The 18503-nt window shown below is 71.7% G+C and carries 16 protein-coding genes; 10 read left to right on the top strand and 6 right to left on the bottom strand.

The genetic code is table 11. From position 1 onward, the window contains the following. Window positions 1-36: 36 nt before the first annotated feature. The 6 genes from OG406_RS06380 (at window position 37) to OG406_RS06355 (ending at window position 6579) form a co-directional block, all read left to right on the top strand. Entirely contained in the window at window positions 37-1128 is a 1092-nt protein-coding gene (locus OG406_RS06380; RefSeq protein ID WP_329184605.1) for a substrate-binding domain-containing protein, read from the top strand. Between the two features lie 115 nt (window positions 1129-1243). Further along, window positions 1244-2551: an ABC transporter substrate-binding protein gene (locus OG406_RS06375; RefSeq protein ID WP_329184603.1), complete on the top strand. Its 1308-nt coding sequence runs from the start codon at window positions 1244-1246 to the stop codon at window positions 2549-2551. 104 nt (window positions 2552-2655) lie between these two features. Continuing rightward, a complete protein-coding gene (locus OG406_RS06370; protein WP_329184600.1) occupies window positions 2656-3618 on the top strand; it encodes a carbohydrate ABC transporter permease in 963 nt (320 codons plus the stop codon). Continuing rightward, window positions 3615-4541: a carbohydrate ABC transporter permease gene (locus OG406_RS06365; RefSeq protein ID WP_329184598.1), complete on the top strand. Its 927-nt coding sequence runs from the start codon at window positions 3615-3617 to the stop codon at window positions 4539-4541. Before OG406_RS06370 ends, OG406_RS06365 begins: the two co-directional genes overlap by 4 nt. Window positions 4542-4543: 2 nt before the next feature. Continuing rightward, on the top strand, window positions 4544-5599 hold the full coding sequence (locus tag OG406_RS06360; protein ID WP_266850868.1) for a hydroxyacid dehydrogenase: 1056 nt from the start codon (window positions 4544-4546) through the stop codon (window positions 5597-5599). Between the two features lie 53 nt (window positions 5600-5652). After that, window positions 5653-6579 carry an alkaline phosphatase family protein gene (locus OG406_RS06355; RefSeq protein ID WP_443067055.1) on the top strand — a complete coding sequence of 309 codons (927 nt, stop codon included), beginning with the start codon at window positions 5653-5655 and terminating at the stop codon, window positions 6577-6579. Window positions 6580-6633: 54 nt separating this feature from the next. Here OG406_RS06355 and OG406_RS06350 read toward each other — a convergent pair whose 3' ends face one another. After that, window positions 6634-9099 (bottom strand): polysaccharide lyase 8 family protein, encoded by a 2466-nt coding sequence (locus OG406_RS06350; protein ID WP_266617919.1) that lies wholly within the window; start codon window positions 9097-9099, stop codon window positions 6634-6636. 170 nt (window positions 9100-9269) lie between these two features. On the opposite strand from OG406_RS06350, the gene OG406_RS06345 reads away from it, so the two are divergent. Further along, window positions 9270-9935 (top strand): peptidoglycan-binding domain-containing protein, encoded by a 666-nt coding sequence (locus tag OG406_RS06345; protein WP_329184594.1) that lies wholly within the window; start codon window positions 9270-9272, stop codon window positions 9933-9935. Window positions 9936-9978: 43 nt separating this feature from the next. Here OG406_RS06345 and OG406_RS06340 read toward each other — a convergent pair whose 3' ends face one another. Next, on the bottom strand, window positions 9979-10677 hold the full coding sequence (locus OG406_RS06340; protein WP_164372170.1) for a nucleoside/nucleotide kinase family protein: 699 nt from the start codon (window positions 10675-10677) through the stop codon (window positions 9979-9981). 103 nt (window positions 10678-10780) lie between these two features. Between OG406_RS06340 and OG406_RS06335 the strand changes: the two genes are divergently transcribed. From OG406_RS06335 to OG406_RS06325, 3 genes are all read left to right on the top strand, one after another. Beyond that, a complete protein-coding gene (locus OG406_RS06335) occupies window positions 10781-11182 on the top strand; it encodes a YybH family protein (protein WP_329184590.1) in 402 nt (133 codons plus the stop codon). Window positions 11183-11270: 88 nt separating this feature from the next. Then, on the top strand, window positions 11271-12011 hold the full coding sequence (locus OG406_RS06330) for a beta-phosphoglucomutase family hydrolase (protein ID WP_329184589.1): 741 nt from the start codon (window positions 11271-11273) through the stop codon (window positions 12009-12011). Continuing rightward, window positions 12008-14395 carry a glycoside hydrolase family 65 protein gene (locus OG406_RS06325; RefSeq protein ID WP_329184587.1) on the top strand — a complete coding sequence of 796 codons (2388 nt, stop codon included), beginning with the start codon at window positions 12008-12010 and terminating at the stop codon, window positions 14393-14395. The genes OG406_RS06330 and OG406_RS06325 overlap by 4 nt, the downstream gene beginning before the upstream one ends. On the opposite strand, the gene OG406_RS06320 is transcribed toward OG406_RS06325, so the two are convergent. The 4 genes from OG406_RS06320 to OG406_RS06305 all read right to left on the bottom strand — a co-directional run bounded on the left by OG406_RS06320 (window position 14382) and on the right by OG406_RS06305 (window position 18207). Next, window positions 14382-15647: a serine hydrolase domain-containing protein gene (locus OG406_RS06320; RefSeq protein WP_329184585.1), complete on the bottom strand. Its 1266-nt coding sequence runs from the start codon at window positions 15645-15647 to the stop codon at window positions 14382-14384. The genes OG406_RS06325 and OG406_RS06320 overlap by 14 nt on opposite strands. A 259-nt stretch (window positions 15648-15906) precedes the next feature. Next, a complete protein-coding gene (locus OG406_RS06315) occupies window positions 15907-17322 on the bottom strand; it encodes a CAP domain-containing protein (RefSeq protein ID WP_329184583.1) in 1416 nt (471 codons plus the stop codon). Window positions 17323-17391: 69 nt separating this feature from the next. Next, entirely contained in the window at window positions 17392-17709 is a 318-nt protein-coding gene (locus OG406_RS06310) for a YkvA family protein (protein ID WP_081220727.1), read from the bottom strand. A 114-nt stretch (window positions 17710-17823) separates the two neighbouring features. Next, the gene (locus tag OG406_RS06305; RefSeq protein WP_081220728.1) at window positions 17824-18207 is read right to left on the bottom strand and encodes a hypothetical protein; all 384 of its coding nucleotides are present in this window, start codon (window positions 18205-18207) and stop codon (window positions 17824-17826) included. Between the last annotated feature and the right edge of the window lie 296 nt (window positions 18208-18503).

Here is an 18503-nt window from a genome sequence, read left to right as displayed (position 1 = left end):
GTAGATCGTCCGTCCGGCCTTGCCCCAGGGGGAGCCATGCGACTGCACGTCGACCAGCGTCATGAGCGGGTGCTCGCACTCGTCCGGGAGCGCGGCAGTCTCCGGGTCGCCGACCTCGCGAACGAACTCGGCGTCTCCGCCGTGACCTTGCGGCGCGACGTGGAGACCCTGGCGGCGCAGGGCCGGGTGCAGCGGCTGCACGGGGCGGTGGTGTGGACGGGGGACACCGCGGCTGAGGAGCGGCCGCGTCCGGTGTCCGCCGAGGGCACGGTGATCGGAATGATCGTGCCGACCACCAACTACATCTTCGCCGACATCGTCCGCGGGGCCCGCGAGGCCGTCGGGGCCCAGGGCGGCCGGCTCGTCCTCGGGATGACCGGGTATGTCGACTCCGAGGACGCCGTCCAGGCGGAACACCTGGTGGCGGGCGGTGCTGAGGGGCTCCTCGTCGCGCCCAGCTGGTTCGGCGGCGTCCCTGTGGACGGCCAGGAGAAGTGGCTCCTGGACTGCCCGGTGCCGGCCGTCCTGGTCGAGCGGTCCGCGCCCGCCGGGAACCCCGCGGCCGGTCTCGACCGGGTCCGCACCGACCGGGCGCACGGCGCCGCCGTGGCCGTGGGGCACTTCGCGTCCCTGGGGCACCGGCGGATCACCGCGGTCCTCCAGGAGGGCCCGCACGCGGCGCAGATCTCCTCCGGTTTCCTGGCCGCCGTGACCTCCCTGGGTCTCGATGTCGACGCGGGAGCGCCGTCGGTCCGTGAACACGGGGACTACGAGGCGAGCATCGACTACCTCGTGGAGGCGGTGGAGCGGCGCGGTGTCACCGCGGCGCTGGTGCACAGCGACGAGGACGCCATCGTGCTGGTGCCCAAGCTCCAGGCGCGCGGCATCGCCGTGCCCGGAGACCTCGCGCTGATCGCCTACGACGACGAGGTCGCCGGTCTCGCGGACGTCCCGCTCACGGCCATCGCGCCGCCGAAGCGGTCGGTGGGGGAGCTGGCCGCCGGGCTGCTGCTCCAGCGGCTCGCCGAACGCGCGGGCGGTCAGCGCCCGGCGCCCCGGCAACACCTCGAACTTCTCCCCGAGTTGAGGGTCCGCTCGTCCTGCGGCGGCATGCCGACCGAGAGCTGATCGTTCGGCGATCGTTTTGATTGTCTTGGTCGAACGCTCTTGACTCTGATCGTGTGCGCACAAATGATGTCCTGCATCCGCCTCTTCCCGTACGAGGTCTCGTAGGAGCCGTGCAATGTCGCGCACTTCACGTTCGTTCCGTATAGCCGCCACCGCCACCGTCGCCGCCCTCGGCCTGCTCGCCACCGCGTGCGGCGGCGACGACGGCGGTTCCACCGCCGCGTCGGACGGCAAGCCGGTCACCCTGACCTACTGGACCTGGACGCTCGGGGCCAAGTCGACCGTCGAGGCGTTCAACAAGACGCACAAGGACATCCAGGTCAAGCTGACCGAGATCCCCAGCGGCACCGAGGGATACAGCAAGATGTCCAACGCGGTGAAGGGCGGCAACGCGCCCGACGTGGCGACCATCGAGTACCAGATGGTCCCGGAGTTCGCGAGCCAGGGAAACCTGATCGATCTGACCAAGTACGCCGGTGAAACGGTCAAGTCGAAGTTCCCCGACGCCGTGCAGAGCCTGGTCACCTTCGGCGGCAGAACCTGGACCGTCCCCTACGACGTCGCGCCGCAGCTCTACTACTACCGGACCGACCTGTTCAAGAAGTACGGCATCGACGTCCCCAAGACCTGGGCCGACTTCAAGACCGCGGCGGCCAAGGTGAAGAAGCAGGACAAGAACGTCCGGCTCGCCTCCATGCCCAAGTCCGACTCGGCGCTCCTCGCGGCCCTCGCCTGGCAGGCCGGCGGCAAGTGGTTCACCACCGAGGGCGACGCCTGGAAGCCCGCCGTGAACGACGCGCCCAGCAGGAAGGTCGCGGCGTACTGGGACGGCCTCCTCCAGGACGGCCTCGTCCAGTCGTACACCGCGTACAGCCCCGAGGAGACCAAGGCCCGTACGGCCGGGAAGACGCTCTCCTTCCTCGGTGCCTCCTGGTCGGCGGGAGGTCTGAAGACCGCCATGCCGGACCTCTCCGGCAAGTGGGCCGCCGCCCCCATGCCGAACTGGGGCACCCCCGCCACCGGCAACTACGGCGGCACCTCCTACGGCGTCCTCAAGGGCAGTGAACACCCCGAGCAGGCAGCCGAGTTCATCAAGTGGCTCACCACGGACAAGGCCGGCGTCGAGGCCCGGCTCGCCGACCTGGAGTCCCCCAGCAGCGCCGTGCCGGCCGACCCCGCGATGCGCGCGGTGGCCGCGGCCAAGTTCGACACCGCCTACCTGAACGGCCAGGACCTCTACCAGCTCGCCTCCGAGCAGGTGGACGCGATCGTCCCCGGCTGGACCTGGGGACCGAACCAGCTCGACGTCTACACCGCCGTCCAGGACGCCACGGCCAAGTCCGGTTTCGCCGGCGGCATCGAGGCAGGCCAGAAGAAGGCCGAGGCGGGGATCACCGAGCGCGGCCTGAAGCTCGCCAAGTGACTTGACGGGTCCGGCCGTTCGCGTCCCGCGTCCCGGCCGGACCCGGTCCTCGCCCGCCCTCCCGCACTCCCCCCGAAGCGTCCAGCCCGCCAAGGAGCCCCACCGTGGCAGCACCTCTCGCCCCGGCCGTGAAGGCCCGGCACACCTCCCCGGCGAAACCCCCGGGCCCCTCGAAGCTCCGGCGCGGCCAGCGCCGGGCGGCGGCCCTCTTCGTCACCCCGTTCTTCGTCCTGTTCGCCGCGGTCATGGCGGCACCCATCGGCTACGCCGTGTGGATGAGCCTCTTCCAGGAACGCTCCTCGGGACTCGGCTTCGGCGGCACCGAACGCGTCTTCTCCGGGCTCGGCAACTACACCAAGGCCCTGTCCGACACCGGGTTCCGCGCCTCCTTCGCGCACATCGCGCTCTACTGCGCCCTGTACATCCCGGTGATGATCGGCGGCTCACTCGTCCTCGCGCTGCTGGTCGACTCCGCGATGGCCCGCGCCAAACGGTTCTTCCAGCTCGCCCTGTTCCTGCCGCACGCGATCCCCGGACTGATCGCCTCGATCATCTGGATCTACCTGTACACCCCGGGACTCAGCCCCGTGCTCGACGGGATCGGCGCCCTCGGCGGATCGTGGGACTTCTACAGCAACGACCATGTGCTCTCCTCCATGGTCAACCTGTGCGCCTGGCAGTGGATCGGCTACAACACGGTCATCTTCTACGCCGCGCTGCAGGCCGTGCCGCGCGAGACGATCGAGGCGGCCGTCGTGGACGGCGCCGGCGCCCTCCGCACCGCCCTGCAGATCAAGGTCCCGCTGATCGCCTCCGCGGTCGTCATGACCGTCCTGTTCACCTGCGTCGGCGCCATCCAGATCTTCACCGAGCCCAAGCTGCTCAACCAGCGCGGAGCGCCCTCCGTCGACACCGAGTGGTCACCGACCCTGTTCATCTGGAAGGCCGGTTTCGTGCAGCACGACTACGGACTCGCCGCCGCCGCGTCCCTGTTGCTGGCCCTCCTCGGCGTGATCCTCTCGTACATCGTCACCCGGCTCGGCAACCGGTGGAAGGCCGCCTCATGAGCACCCTCACGCACACCACGAGCCCGGCCCGCCCCCGGACCGACCCCGAGCCCGCGGCCGCATCCGAACGCCGGCGCCGCACCTCACCCGGCGCGCTGCTGTCCAAGGGCGTGGTCAACGGCCTGCTGATCGTCGCGGCCTTCTACACCCTGATGCCGGTGAGCTGGCTGCTGCTGGCGGCCACGAAGAACCCCCGGGACCTCTTCGGCACCTCCGGCTTCGCCCTCGGCGACTTCAACCTGTTCACCAACCTGCATCACGTCTTCACCTTCAACGACGGCATCTACCTGCGCTGGTTCGGCAACAGCGTCCTGTACTCGGTCATCGGCTCGGGGGCCTCGACGTTCCTGTCCGTCGCCACCGGCTACGCCTTCGACAAGTACGACTTCAAGGGCAAGGAGAAGCTGTTCGCGGCGGTCCTCGCCGGCGTCCTCGTCCCCACCACCGTGATCCAGCTCCCGATGTACCTGCTCGCCACGAAGGTCGGCGTCGTCAACACCTACTGGGCCCTGCTGCTCCCCGCGCTGGTGAACCCCTTCGGGGTCTATCTGGCCCGCGTCTTCTCCGAGGGGTACGTCCCGAACGAGGTCCTGGAGGCCGCTCGCGTCGACGGCGCGGGAGAGGTGCGCACCTTCGCCGGGATCGCGCTGCCGATGCTCGCCCCCGCCTTCATGACGATCTTCCTGTTCTCGTTCACCGCGAGCTGGAACAACTTCTTCGGCGCTCTCGTCATGCTGAACGACGAGAAGCTCTACCCCGTCAACCTCGGCCTGTTCATGTGGAACAGCGTCACGCAGCAACAGCCCGAGTACTACTCGCTGGTGATCACCGGCTCGCTCGTCGCCGTCGTCCCGCTGATCGTCGCTTTCGTCTGCCTCCAGCGCTTCTGGCGCTCGGGCCTGACCGCGGGCGCGGTGAAGTGACCATGCTCGCACCGGAAGGCACCCTCCCGGACGGTTCGGACCTGCCGGCCGCGGCCCGCAGCCCGCGGACCGCCCTCGCCATGGGACCCGAGATCCACCGCTCGCTCGTCGCCGAGGGCGCACTGGACCGTCTGGCCCGGATCGCCACCCTCGACGCGACCGCTCCCATCACCGACTTCGACGCCGTGGACCCCGCCGAACTGGCCGCGGTGGAGGTCCTGTTCACCCACTGGGGCGCCCCGTTGCTCACCGACGACGCGCTCGCCCGCATGCCGCGGCTGCGGGCCGTCGTCCACGCTGCCGGCTCCGTCAAGCACCATGTCACCGCGTCGGTCTGGAAGCAGGGCATCACCGTGTCCTCCGCCGCCGACGCGAACGCGGTGCCGGTCGCCGAGTTCACGCTGGCCGCCATCCTGTTCGCGAACAAACGCGTCCTCGACATCGCCCACGACTACGCCACCTCCCGCGAACAGCCCGCACTGCTCCCGTACTTCACCGGCTACGGCAACCACCGCCGCACCGTCGGCATCGTCGGCGCCTCCCGCGTCGGCCGACGCGTCATCGACCTGCTGCGCCCCTTCGACCTGAACGTGCTGCTGCACGACCCCTACGTGGATCCGGCCGACGCCAGGGCCCTCGGAGTCGAGCCCGTCGAGCTGGACGACCTGGTCCGGCGCAGCCACGTGGTGAGCATCCACGCGCCCCAACTCCCCGAGACCCGGCACATGTTCGACGCCAGGAGGCTCGGCCTGATGCGGGACGGCGCGACCCTCGTCAACACCGCGCGCGGCTCGCTCGTCGACACCGAGGCGCTCACCGAGTGTCTCGTCGCCGGACGCCTGCGCGCCGTCCTCGACGTGACGGAACCCGAGGTGCTGCCCGCCTCGTCCCCGCTCTACAGCCTGCCCAACGTGCTGCTCACCCCGCACATCGCGGGCTCCCTCGGCAACGAGCTGGGCCGCATGACCGACTGGGCCGTCGACGAGGTGCAGCGCTACGCCCAAGGGCTGCCGTTCACGTACGGGGTGGGCCCCGACGAACTGACCCGCTCGGCCTGAACGGCGACGGCCGCATCCGCGTCCCGCCCCCCGACCACCCCCGAGGGAGCTCCATGTCCGCCCCCGCTGACCGCCGTGTCCTCGTCGTCGGCATCGACGGCGTCCGCCTGGACACGCTGCGCCGGCTGCCCACGCCCCACCTGGACACCCTCGCCGCCGAGGGTTTCCTCGCGCCCGTCGAGGTCGACGACCGCACCCCCACCATGTCCGGCCCCTGCTGGGCGACCGTCGTCACCGGCGTCGGCGTCGACAAGCACGGGGTGTGGAGCAACGACTTCGCGGGCCACCGGCTCGACGTCTTCCCGGACTTCGCGACCCGCCTGGCGCGGCAGTACGGCCGCCGCACGTTCGTCGCGGCCGGCTGGCAGCCGCTCCTCCAGGTGGGCGACGGCGGCCCGCTCTTCCGCGCCCCCTCCAGGAGCGTCCACGTCGCCCCGACCGAGGACACCCCCGAGGCCTGGGACCGCTGCGACGAACAGATCACCGCCGAGGCGGCGCGCGTCCTCGCCGACGCGGGCGACGCCATCGACGCGTCCTTCGTCTACCTGGGCGCACCCGACGAGACGGCCCACTACCTGGGCTGCGGTGAGGCGTACGAGGAGTCGGTGCGGCGGGCGGACGCGCGGGTCGGCCGGCTGCTGGACGCGGTGCGCGGCAGGCCCACGTACGACCGGGAACACTGGACGGTCCTCGTCGTGACCGACCATGGGCATGCCGACGCCGGTGGCCACGGCGGCCGTTCGGAGCAGGAACGCGCCGCGTGGGTGATCGCCGCCGGCCCGGACATCGGGGCGGCGCCCGCGGTCGTGCGCCATGTCGACGTCGCCGCCCAGGTGTTCGCCTCGCTGGGCCGCGAAGCCGACCGGCACTGGACGCTCGACGGCCGGCCGTTCACGGCCGTCGGGACGTCGAGGCTCCGGGCGCCGGAGGGGACGTCCGGAGCCCCGGACACGCGGCCCTCGGAGATGGCGGCCTCCTGAGAAAGCGTCGAGGGAGCCCCGGGTCCGCCGAGCGCGGCCCGGGGCTCCTTGCGCTCAGCCCAGCTTGACCGTGATCTTCTGGGTGACGCCCGCGGTCGCGCCGAGGTCGCCGAAGGTGAGCGTGAGCGCGGACCCGGTGGTCGCCGAGGTGACGGTCGAGGGCTTCGACGTCACCGAGGCGACCGCCCTGTTCCAGGTGAGGGTGAGACCGGTCTGCGCGCGCATCGGGTCGCTGACGCAGACGACCGCGGTGCCGTCGCTCTTCTCGCTGATCATCACCGAGCACGGCTTGCTCGCCGTGAGGGTGCCCACCGTGCCCGCGAACCAGAAGTTCACCCCGGTGAAGCCCAGCGAAGGGACGCTGACGCCCTGCTGGTCGTCGGTGTTGGCGAGCACGGTCAGCCATGTCGTGGCGGCCGCCCTGGCCTGCGTCTGCGCGACGGACGCGCCCGGCATGAGCGTGTAGGCGTAGGTGGCGGCCGAGGGAGCGGTGCCGTGATCCACGTACATCGTCAGGTACTTGCGGTTCACGACGGTCGTGGAACCGCCCTTGTTGATGTCGCTCCACCTGCCGTCCCGCGCCTCCCGCACCGCCTTGACCGTGGCGCCACCGGGGAAGACGTAACCGCCGTGGCCGGCGATGTGCGCCCACGAGGTGCCGGACAGCGTCGCCGACCAGGGGTAAGTGGCGGGCTTGACGGTGCCGTTGACGGTGAAGGCGGAGCTGCCGGTGGGCCCCAGGTTGCGGTTGTCGACCGTCGACTCCACCGCCGTACCGTCCGTGCAGGTGATGCCCGCGCCGAGGCAGACGATCGCGTCGTCGAGGCAGAACCACGACTTCTTCGCCAGCAGCGTGCTCTGGAGTCCCTTCAGGTACTGGCCGATCGCGGCCCGCTGCCCGTCCGTCGCGCCGCCCACCCAGTTCACGTCCGGCAGGGACGCGCCCCAGTCCCCGCCGGCCCCGTCCGCGAGCGCCTTGCGGGAGGCCGTGACGCCGGGCAGCCGGTACGGGTCCACGGTGGGCCAGAAGGCGTCGCTGTACTGGCCGTTGGCGTAGCTGTCGCCCCACCAGTACAGCATTCCGGAACCGGTGTGCCAGCCGCGCAGGTTCTCGCCGTTGCCCGTCTCGTAGTAGGTGATCCGGCGGTCCGCCATGCTGATCGACGCGGCCCAGCCGGGGCGGCGATGGGTGGCGCGGGCCATGTTGGTGAACAGGCGGTGCCCGGTCGGCTCGGCGATCGCCGACACCGAGGTGTCGTCCTGAACGCCCTTGAGCCGGGACAGACTTGTCAGCCCCAGGGAGGGGTTGCTCAGGGGCGGGCTGTAGTAGTCGCGCTGCATCCACCCCTTGACCAGACCGCGCCAGCGCGCGTTCTCCGTGCTGCTCGCGCCCTGCCCGAGCAGCACGATCGAGGCGAGGATCGGGTGGCCGCGCAGATGGTCGTCCTGCTGGACGTGCTGCGCGTCCGAGGCGGACACCCCGCGGCTGACGGCCCGGCCGGAGACGCCGTCCATCACCAGGCCGTTGTAGAGGAAGGGCGCCCACGCCTTCTCCACCGCGTCGAAGACGATCTGCCGGCCCGCGTCGGTGACCGCCCACGTGGATCCGGCCAGCAGCGCGAACAGCATGCCGAGCCCGCCGAGCATCACCGACCCGTACGACCCGGTGTAGGGGACGGTGGTGTGCTGGATGAACGAACCGTCCGTGTACAGCCCGTCCCCGGAACTCACGTACGGGAAGACGGGGGAGAGAGCGTCCCGGGCCAGCGCGATCTTCGCGGCGTTCGCGCCGACGACCCCGCGCAGGGCCAGCACCCGGCACAGGTCGACCCGGTTGGCGCCGGTGCTCGTCCCCGTGTACGCGGCGACCGCGGAATCCGGCACGAAGTGGTCGACCGCGGCGAGGTATCCGCTGATCCGCGCGGCGGACAACTGGTCGTACATCAGCACGCACACGTCGAGCAGCGCCTGCGGTGCGCCGATCTGCCAGCTGTACCAGTTGCCGTAGCGGGTCTGTGCCGCGTTGTAGACCTCGTCGTGGAGGTGGTCGAGGCCGGTGACGATCGCGTCGCGCAGGGCGCTGTCGCCGGTCAGCCCGGTGCCCGGCTGGGAGTAGGCCTGCGCGAGCGTGGCGAGCCGGGTGTAGCTGGTGTTCAGGTTGCCGGAGAAGCCGTAGGACTCCTGGTCGGTGTCGGGGTCCGGGTCGGCGTAGACCAGGTCGGGCCAGAGCGAGCCGGTGGCCGGTGCCATCGTGGACCGCAGACCGCTCGCGGTGGTCCCGAGGTCGGCGAGCCGGCTCTTGAACGGTTCGGCGGTCGGGCTGAACCCCTCGCCCAGGATCAGTGTGCGCCACCTGGCGCGCAGCGTCGCGAACTCGTCCGCGGCCTCGGCGGTCGCCGCGGCACCGGGTCTCACGGAGGGAGCGGCGGGTGCGGCATCGGCGGCGCTGTGCGCCCCGAGCGCGAGAGCGGTGCCGCTGCTTGCGGCGAGAAAACCACGGCGTGACCAACGAGTCGTCATGACGGCGGTTTCTAGCACGCCTTCGTTCAAACGCTCAACAACTCTTACCGAATTGACCGTATCGATCGTTTGGTGTGGCGGACGGTTCCGGCGGCCTGAACGCTGCGGGCCGCGCTCGCGTATCACTCCCCGCAGACGGCCCCAGACCACGCGCACGGAAGGGGAGCAGTGTGCCGCCACCACCCGAACGCGGGCGATCCACCGGCCGCTCCGCCATCGAACCCACCCACATCCAGCGTCGCCGCCGCACCGAGGCCCTGGCGGAACTCGTCCGGCAGGTGCGCGAGGACGACGAAGGACGCGACGCCGACGAGGGCTACGAGTCGGTCCCGCTGCCGACCCGCCGCATCCTGCCGCCCTCCGACGACGACACAGAGGAACTGACACCGGTCCCGGCGGCACGGAAACCGACCCGGATCCGGACGCGGACCCGACGCCGCACCGCGCTCGCGGTCGGCGTCGCCGCGGCGGCCCTGACCGGGATCGCCCTCGCGCTCCTGTTGTCGGGCGCGTACCAGAACGACGCGTCCCGGACGGGCGCCGGCGCCCGGACCCCGACGGCACCCGTCGGCCGTGCCTCCTCCGGTGCGCAGGACCCGGACGGCGCGGGCACGCTCCGACAGGGCGACAGCGGCCCGGAGGTGACGGCCCTCCAGCAACGCCTGCTCCGGATCCCGAACGTGTACGACGACGGCGCCACCGACGGCACCTTCGACGCGCCGCTCGCCGACGCGGTGGCCCGCTTCCAGCTCTGGTACGGCATCCGCGGCGACGAGTCCGGCGTCTACGGAGACGACACGCGGGCCGACCTGGAGTCCCGGACGACGCTGCCGTGACCGCCCGCACGCCGCGTGCCCGACGGTGTCCTCGGGGAGTCCGTCACCGGGTGACGTCGCCACCCTCCTGCGCCCGCGACGCCGGCCCGTCCTCCGTGCGCGGCGGTCCGAGGGCCCCGGTGTCCACGATCAGGTCCGCGCGGTCCCGTGTCGCGGCGATCAGTTCGGCGTTGCGCTGATCGGGGCCGAGCACCCACGCCACCGCCGTGTCGTGGTCCTTGCCGAACTCCTCGTGGCGCGCCACCAGCCGCCGGACGCGCTCGGCGTCCTCCAGGTCGCAGAACCACACCTCGTCGAGCTGCTCGCGCGCCCGGGCCCAGGCCCGGTCCCGGAGCAGCAGGTAGTTCCCCTCGGTGACGATCAACCGGGCGGACCGGGGGACCGGAACGGCACCGGCCAGGGGCTGTTCGAGGACGCGCTCGAATCCGGGCGCGTACACGAGGCCCTCCTCCTCGTCCGCGCGCAGCCGGCACAGCAGCGCCGCGTACCCGGCCGCGTCGAAGGTGTCCGGGGCGCCCTTGCGGTCGCGCCGGCCGAGCCGGTCCAGCTCGGCGTCCGCGAGATGGAACCCGTCCATCGGCACGTGGGCGACCCCGAAGGCCCCCCTCGCGTCGAGCCCCCGGACCAGCCGTTCCGCCAGCGTCGACTTGCCCGAGCCGGGCCCGCCCGCGATGCCGAGGAGGGCGCGCCGGCCGGGCCGTACCAGCGAAGCGGCCCGCTCCACCAGGTCGTCGAAGGTCATGCGCGCCCCGCGAGGGGCCGGAGGGAGGCGATGTCCATGCCCTCCAGTATCGGCCTCGGGGGAGACCGGGGACGTCCGGTGCCGGACGGGGCAGGGATGCACCATGAACCAGGACGAACAGCAGATCCGCGCCCTCGTCGAACGCTGGGCCGCCGCCGTCCACGAGGGCGACCTCGACGGCGTCCTCGCCGACCACACGCCGGACATCGTCATGTACGACGTGCCGCCGCCCTACGAAGGCGTCCGCGGCATCGACGCCTACCGGGAGACCTGGCCCCCGTTCTTCGCCTGGCAGGCCCAGGGGGCGTCGTTCACCGTCGAGTCCCTCGACGTCGTCGCCGGCGACGACGTGGCGTACGCGCACGCCCTGCTGCGCTGCGGCACACCGGAGGAGTTCGCGAAGAAGCCCGACTTGAGGCTGCGCCTGACCGTCGGACTCCGCAAGGAGGGCGGGCGTTGGAGCGTCGCGCACGAACACCACTCGTTCCCGGACGACACTCCGTGAGGCCGCCGCGCACGCGCCGCGGAGCCGACACCGACTCGTGTGGCGCTCGACACCCGCTGGACCCGGCAACCGGGGGAACACTGTGGGTATGACTGAGCTCGGCCTGCCGAAACAGATCCTGGCGTGCCTCTTCGACCTCGACGGCGTCATCACCAAGACCGCCGTGGTCCACGCGGCCGCCTGGAAGCGGACGTTCGACGACTTCCTGCGCGACCGCGACGGAGAGGGCTTCCGGCCCTTCGACAAGGACCACGACTACGCGGAGTACGTGGACGGGCTGCAGCGCGCCGACGGCGTGCGCACCTTCCTCTCCTCGCGCGGCATCGAGATCCCCGAGGGCACCCCGGACGACCCGCCGGACCGCGTCACCGTCCACGGGCTGGGCAACCGCAAGAACGAGCTGCTGCTCGACATGATCCGCACCGACGGCGTCGAGGCCTACGACGGCACACTGCGCTACGTCGAGGCCGTCCGGGCCCGCGGTCTGCGCACGGCGGTCGTCTCCTCCAGCGCCAACTGCCAGGACATCCTGCGCTCGGTGGGCGCCGAGGACCTCTTCGACGTACGGATCGACGGTGTCGTGGCCGCCGAACGACGGCTGCCGGGCAAGCCGCGCCCGGACACCTTCCTGGCCGCGGCCCACGACCTCGGCACCGACCCCTCCGCCGCCGCCGTCTTCGAGGACGCGCTGGCCGGCATGGACGCCGGCCGCTCGGGCCACTTCGGGTACGTCGTCGGTGTCGACCGGGTCGGCCAGGGCGACGCACTGCGCGACCACGGCGCCGACATCGTCGTACAGGACCTGTCCGAGCTGACGGAGGAGGCGTGATCACCCACACGTCGTACGGTGTCGAGCCCTGGACCCTGCGCGAGAGCGACCTGCACCTGCGGCTGCTGCCGCAGAGCGAGTCCGTGTTCGCCCTCGCCAACGGCCACGTCGGCTGGCGCGGCAACCTCGACGAGGGCGAACCCCACGGCCTGCCCGGGTCCTACCTCAACGGCGTCCACGAAGTGCACCCGCTGCCCTACGCCGAGGCGGGCTACGGCTACCCGGAGTCCGGGCAGACGGTCATCAACGTCACCAACGGCAAGCTGATCCGCCTGCTCGTGGACGACGAGCCGTTCGACCTGCGGTACGGACAGCTGCGGTCCCACGAGCGGGTCCTCGACCTGCGCAGCGGTCTGCTCACCCGCACCTGCGAGTGGACGTCGCCGGCCGGTTCCACGGTCCGGGTGCGCTCCACCCGGCTCGTGTCCTTCACCCAGCGGGCGATCGCCGCCGTCGCCTACGAGGTGGAACCCCTCGACGACCGGACCCGGGTGGTCGTGCAGTCCGAGCTGGTGGCCAACGAGCAGCTGCCCGGCCGCTCCGGGGACCCGCGCGCCGCGGTCGCCCTGGAGTCGCCGCTGGAGTCCGAGGAGCACTTCGCCACGGGCCGCAGGCTGCGGCTCGTGCACCGCACCCGGCACAGCGCCCTGCGCGTCGCCGCGGCGGCCGACCACGCCGTCAAGGGACCCGACCGCACCACCATGACCAGCGAGAGCAGCGACGACCTCGCCCGCCTCACGGTCACCTCCGTCCTGGAACCGGGCCAGACCCTGCGCGTCGAGAAGCTCGTCGCGCACGGCTGGTCGGGCAACCGCTCCCTGCCCGCCGTGAGCGACCAGGTCGACGCCGCCCTCGCCGCTGCCCAGCACGGCGGATGGCAGGGACTCGTCGACGAACAGCGCGCCTACCTGGACGACTTCTGGGCGCGCGCCGACGTGGAGGTGGACGGCGACGAGGAGATCCAGCAGGCCGTCCGCTTCGCCCTCTTCCACGTCCTGCAGGCGGGCGCCCGCGCCGAGCGGCGCGCCATCCCCGCGAAGGGCCTGACCGGGTCCGGGTACGACGGCCACGCCTTCTGGGACACCGAGACGTTCGTGCTGCCGCTGCTCACCTACACCTCGCCCGACGCCGTCGCCGAGGCACTGCGCTGGCGCCAGAGCACCCTGTCCGCCGCACGGGAGCGGGCGGCCCAACTCGGCCTGCGGGGCGCCGCGTTCCCCTGGCGGACCATCGCGGGCCCGGAAGGCTCCGCGTACTGGCCGGCCGGCACCGCAGCGTTCCACGTGAACGCCGACATCGCCGACGCCGTCGTCCGCTACACCGCCACCACCGGCGACACGGACTTCGAGCGGGAGACCGGCGTCGAGCTGCTGGCCGAGACGGCACGGCTGTGGCGCTCACTGGGCCACCACGACCACCAGGGGCACTTCCACATCGACGGGGTGACGGGCCCCGACGAGTACAGCGCCGTCGCGAACGACAACACGTACACCAACCTGATGGCCCGAGCGAACCTCCTCGCCGCCGCGGACGTCGTCGAGCGGCACCCGCGGCGCGCCGCCGAACTCGGCGTGGACGAGGAGGAGAGCGCGGCCTGGCGCGACGCCGCCGACGCGATGCACATCCCGTACAACGACGAACTCGGTGTCCACGAGCAGAACGCGGGCTTCACCCGCTACCAGCGCTGGGACTTCGCCGCCACGCGGCCCGACCAGTACCCGCTGATGCTGCACTTCCCGTACTTCGACATCTACCGCAAGCAGGTCGTCAAGCAGGCCGACCTGGTGCTCGCCATGTACAAGTGCAGCCCGTTCTTCGACGACGAGCACAAGGCCCGCAACTTCGCCTACTACGAGCCCCTCACCGTCCGGGACTCCTCCTTGTCCGCCTGCTGCCAGGCGGTGATGGCCGCCGAGACGGGTCACCCGGGGCTCGCCTACGACTACCTGGTCGAGGCCGCGCTGATGGATCTGGAGGACCTGGAGCACAACACCCGCGACGGACTGCACATCGCGTCGCTCGCGGGGACCTGGATGGCGCTCGTCGCCGGGTTCGGCGGACTGCGGCACCACGGCGACACCCTGGAGTTCGCACCCCGGCTGCCCGAGCGGTTCAGCCGTCTCGCGTTCTCCCTGGAACTCCTCGGCCGCCGGCTGCGCGTGGAGATCCACCAGGACGTCGCCACGTACACGCTCGCGAGCGGAGAGCCCCTGGAGATCCACCACTACCGGGAGCCGTTCACCGTCGACGCCGACAAACCCCACAGCCTGCCGATCCCGGCGCAACGGTCACGCCCCGCCCCGGACCAGCCCGCCCACCGGCGGCCGAACAGCCAGGGGCGGGACGAGGCCGGGGAGGGTTCCGCCGCGCTCAGTCGCGGGTGATGCCGGGCGCGATGTCCTCGTGCCGCTCCGGCGGAGCCGTGGCGGGTCCGCCGGACCGCGTGGCGCCGCGGACCGCGGACGCGGCGGCGGACTTGCCGCAGAACGCCGGCTCCAGGGTGCGGTACATGGTGTTGAGCACCTTGGTGTTGTTGGAGGTGTTGGCGAGCGCGGTGAGGCTGCGCTTGCCGTCCTTCGTGGTGAACGCGTACGAGTAGTAGCCCTGCACGGTGCCGGTGTGGCCGTACACGGAGATCCCGCACGACAGGTCACGGCGGCGCAGCCCGAGGCCGTAGGCCGTGTTGCTGTTGACCTGTGTCCACTTCTTCATCTGGGTGAGCTGCGCGGCGGACATGAGCTTGCCGCGCGCCAGGGCGGAGAGGAACACGTCCAGGTCGTGCGGGGTGGAGATGATCGCGCCCGCGCTCTGCGCCCAGGAGGCGGTCTGCCGGGTGGAGTCGACGAGCGCCGCGCCGGCCGCGTCGGGCGTGAGGTAGCCGTTGGCGTGGCGGCCCGGGATCGTCGCGTCGGGATGGACATAGACGGTGTCGGCCAGGCTCAGCGGCGTGAAGATGCGCTTCTTGTACTCGGCGGCGACACCGTGCCCGGTGAGCTTCTCGATCAGCAGACCGGCGACGACGAAGTTGGTGTTCGAGTACGAGTAGGCGGCGCCGGGCGCGTTCGTGCGCGCCTTCCTGAGGGACAGCTTCACCAGGTCCCGGTAGCTGAACACCTTGGTGCGCACGGCCTCGAAACCGGGGACGGTCCGCGCGAACAGGTCGTTCGTGTAGTCGTACAGGCCGCTGCGGTGGCTCAGGATGTGCCGCACGGTGATGCGGTTGTCGGGCAGCAGCCCCGGCAGGTAGCTGTTGACCGACGTGTCGAGCTTCAGTTTGCCCTCGTCGACCAGCTGGAGGAGGACGACGGCGGAGAACGTCTTGGTGATGCTGCCGACGCGGAAGCGGTCGTTCGTGCTGATCGTCCGCCGGGTGGCCCGGTCGGCGAGTCCCTCGACCAGCCGGTGCACCGTGCCGTTGTCGTCGATTCTCGCCATCGCTCCCGGAGCGCCCTGTGTGCGGGCCGTGCGCAGGATGGCGCGCAGCCCCGCGTCGTCGGGCGCCGCAGCGACCGCCGCGGCCGGCCGGGCACCCGGACCGTCCGTGTCCGCCGGGGTCACGGCCTGGGCCGGGGCCGCCAGCAGGGACACCAGAACCGCGCCCAACGCCGTGCCCGTACCCACCGTTCCTGAGACCATCTGATTCTTCTCCCCTGTGCCGTCTGCCGGTTCGCCGTGCCGGCCCGGACCGCGCCGCGGATGCGGGCGTCGCCCCCATCTGTACGCGCTGAAGACGCGCGGGGGTCGCATTGCCCGCCGGTGAACCGGAATCCGTGGACGGGAATCGGTGGATTGGCGGAAAGCGGCCGTCGGGGACGGGTGGCTGAGGGGTGACGGTGCCGGGCGCCGTGCTGATGGTCCGCCGGGTGGTGCGGGGAGCGATCCGGTTGACGGCCGGTCAGCCGCCGAAGAGCTGTGTCCAGTACGTCCCCGCCCGGCCGCCGCCGGCGAGGCCGATGCCTATGTGGGTGAAGTCGCGCTTGAGGATGTTGGCGCGGTGGCCGGGGCTGTTCATCCAGCCGAGGACCACCTCGGCGGGGGAGCGCTGACCGCAGGCGATGTTCTCCCCTATGGTGCGCCGCCCGGAGCCCGCGGCGGCGGCCCGGTCCCAGGGCCTGCGGCCCTCCGGGGAGGTGTGCGCGTAGAAGTCGCGGGCCACCATGTCGGCGCTGTGACCCTGGGCCGCCGCCGTGAGCGGGGAGTCGGGGGCGAGGGGTGGCAGCCCGTGCGCGGTGCGCTCGGTGTTGGTGAGCGCGATGACCTCCCGGGCCGTGCGCTCCAGGCCCGCGGGGCTGAACGGCCGTGCCCACAGGGCGGTCCAGTACAGGTCGCCGGAGCGGGCGTCGGCGACCTGGGCCAGTCCGGCCTGCTCGAATCCGGGGTCGCACACGGTGCTCCGGGACCGCTCCGAGGACAGGCAGTACTCCACGAACTCGCGCGGGGTGCGTGGCCCGGAGACCAAGTGCTCGCCGATGGTCAGATAGGCGTACCCGGACGAGACGACGCGCTGGTAGACGGAGACCCCGTCCGGGCTCTCCGCGCTGAGCAGGCCTCCGGCCGCCATACCGGCGGCATGGGCCCGCGCCGCCGTCATGAGCCGGGCGTCGAGGGCGACGGGCGGGGAACCGGCCGCCGCACGCGCGGAGTTCGCGGCCTCGAGGAATCCGTGCGTGCCCGTGCCGTCACCGGACGTCGGGCCGAAACCGGCGCCCGCGCCGATCGGTCCGAGGTCCAGCAGCGTCGGGGTCCGGACGACCGGAGCCACCCCCTGCCCCGGGTGCGGTCGCGTGGCCGGCGAAGGGCTCGGCGGTGCGCCGGAGGGCACGGAGCCGGTGTCCTCGGTCACTTCGATGCCGAAGTCCCGTGCCACACCGGCGAGTCCGTCCGCGTACCCCTGGCCGAGGGCGCGGAGCTTCCATGCCGTGCCGCGTCGGTACAGCTCGGCGAGCAGCAGGACCGTCTCCGCCTGGGGCCGGGGCGGGGTGAATCGGGCGATCGTGCGGCCGTCCGGCGCGCTGACCAGGAGGGCGGGGGAGGGCAGACGTCCGAGGGGCGTCCCGGGATCGGCGGGGCTGACGACGACGGTGACACGGTCCGCTCCCGGCCGCAGCCGCGCCGGGTCCACGGTGAGGCGGTCGCCGTCGAGCCGGACACCGGGCGCCGACGTCTGGTTGTAGAACACGAAGTCCCCGTCGCCGCGCACCTGGCCGTCGGTGTCCGTGACGAGCGCGGACACGTCGAAGGGACCCGGCACCCTGAGGGTCAGGGCACCGCCCGGCAGAGGGGTGTTGCCCCCGGGAACCAGCTCGCTCATGCCACCGCCCGTCGGTCGGATGATCCGCGCCGCACGCCGGGAGGAGGCGCGGCACGGGCCGTCAGACGCTCAACGGACCGCCCGATCCTTCGGGTTCCCGCGCTCGGCGAGAGGGTCGGCGGGCGCGGCGGCCGAGCGCATCGAGCGCAGGGCCAGCAGCATGACACCGATGTCGTCCAGATAGACGGGGTCGGGTACGAGGTCCGTCGGCAGCACCAGGTAGAGGACGGCGCCCCAGAAGACCCACTTGGATCCCGTGGGCAGTCCGGCCCGCCGCAGATCGCGCCGGGTGCGCACGAGGCGGCCGAGCAGGACCAGGGCGACGCCGAGCAGGGCGGCCGCGAGGACCGCGACGATGATGACCACGGTCCATGAGGTCGTATCCATGCGTCCGTCCAGGGCTCTCGTCGGGATGTGACTGCCTTCCGTGTGCCCGCTCGCGCCCCGGCTATCGCACCCGGTTCGGCCATCCGTACGACGCTCCCGCTTCTCGCCGAGGGCTCAGTGCCGCGGGTGGGGGTGGTCCACCAGGGCCTGGGACACCGTGCGGATGCTCCGGGCGATGTGCTGGAGCTGCATCAGCTCGGCGGCGTAGAGCTTGATGGTGTGCTCGATGACGCCCTCGTGCAGGCCGAGGCCGGGCAGCTCGGAACGGGCGGTCTGCAGGGCGGTGCGGGCGACCCGTATCTCCTGCTGCACCTGGAGCTGTGCGTGGCGGGCGAGCAGCACGGGGTGCTTGTGCAGCACGGGATAGCTCGCATAGCGGCTCGGCACCAGCTCGCGCAGCCATTTCACCGCCGATCGCTCCCAGTCGAAACTGCCGGGTGTCTTGACCTGGCACGGCCAGTCCGAGGTGATCGGGGAATACGTCAGGGCCATGTTCATCGCTTCCGGGTTACGTCGGCGGGGGACTCTGGGGCGGCCCCGGCATAGGGGATGACCGGGGCCGCCACCACGGGTCTCGCCGAGGCGAGTCCCGCTCGATCACCCGGGACCCGTTGCGGGTAGGAGCGGACGGCCCCGGGTGGTCAGGGTCGTGACCTGGAGGCCTCCGGGTCGCGATCCGCAAGAAGTATTTATATATACCGCCAGATGCGCAAGGACATGAAAACATTCATGCGCGCTTTGATGTGATTGATCCCGTGATGCCGTGGTGACAGCCGGTACGGGGAGGGCGGCCG

Origin of the sequence: Streptomyces sp. NBC_01428 (assembly GCF_036231965.1) — a bacterium.
Lineage (GTDB): Bacteria > Actinomycetota > Actinomycetes > Streptomycetales > Streptomycetaceae > Streptomyces.
The sequence above is the reverse complement of the archived record's forward strand: the minus strand, read 5'-3'. Positions and strand labels throughout refer to the sequence as shown.

Bases quoted from the DNA above. Each gene is read 5' to 3' on its own strand.
- OG406_RS06310 (WP_081220727.1), bottom strand. From the start codon at position 17,709: ATGGATACGACCTCATGGACCGTGGTCATCATCGTCGCGGTCCTCGCG.
- OG406_RS06320 (WP_329184585.1), bottom strand. From the start codon at position 15,647: ATGGTCTCAGGAACGGTGGGTACGGGCACGGCGTTGGGCGCGGTTCTG.
- OG406_RS06375 (WP_329184603.1), top strand. From the start codon at position 1,244: ATGTCGCGCACTTCACGTTCGTTCCGTATAGCCGCCACCGCCACCGTC.
- OG406_RS06330 (WP_329184589.1), top strand. From the start codon at position 11,271: ATGACTGAGCTCGGCCTGCCGAAACAGATCCTGGCGTGCCTCTTCGAC.
- OG406_RS06380 (WP_329184605.1), top strand. From the start codon at position 37: ATGCGACTGCACGTCGACCAGCGTCATGAGCGGGTGCTCGCACTCGTC.
- OG406_RS06340 (WP_164372170.1), bottom strand. From the start codon at position 10,677: ATGACCTTCGACGACCTGGTGGAGCGGGCCGCTTCGCTGGTACGGCCC.
- OG406_RS06365 (WP_329184598.1), top strand. From the start codon at position 3,615: ATGAGCACCCTCACGCACACCACGAGCCCGGCCCGCCCCCGGACCGAC.
- OG406_RS06305 (WP_081220728.1), bottom strand. From the start codon at position 18,207: ATGAACATGGCCCTGACGTATTCCCCGATCACCTCGGACTGGCCGTGC.
- OG406_RS06315 (WP_329184583.1), bottom strand. From the start codon at position 17,322: ATGAGCGAGCTGGTTCCCGGGGGCAACACCCCTCTGCCGGGCGGTGCC.
- OG406_RS06360 (WP_266850868.1), top strand. From the start codon at position 4,544: ATGCTCGCACCGGAAGGCACCCTCCCGGACGGTTCGGACCTGCCGGCC.
- OG406_RS06350 (WP_266617919.1), bottom strand. From the start codon at position 9,099: ATGACGACTCGTTGGTCACGCCGTGGTTTTCTCGCCGCAAGCAGCGGC.
- OG406_RS06335 (WP_329184590.1), top strand. From the start codon at position 10,781: ATGAACCAGGACGAACAGCAGATCCGCGCCCTCGTCGAACGCTGGGCC.
- OG406_RS06355 (WP_443067055.1), top strand. From the start codon at position 5,653: ATGTCCGCCCCCGCTGACCGCCGTGTCCTCGTCGTCGGCATCGACGGC.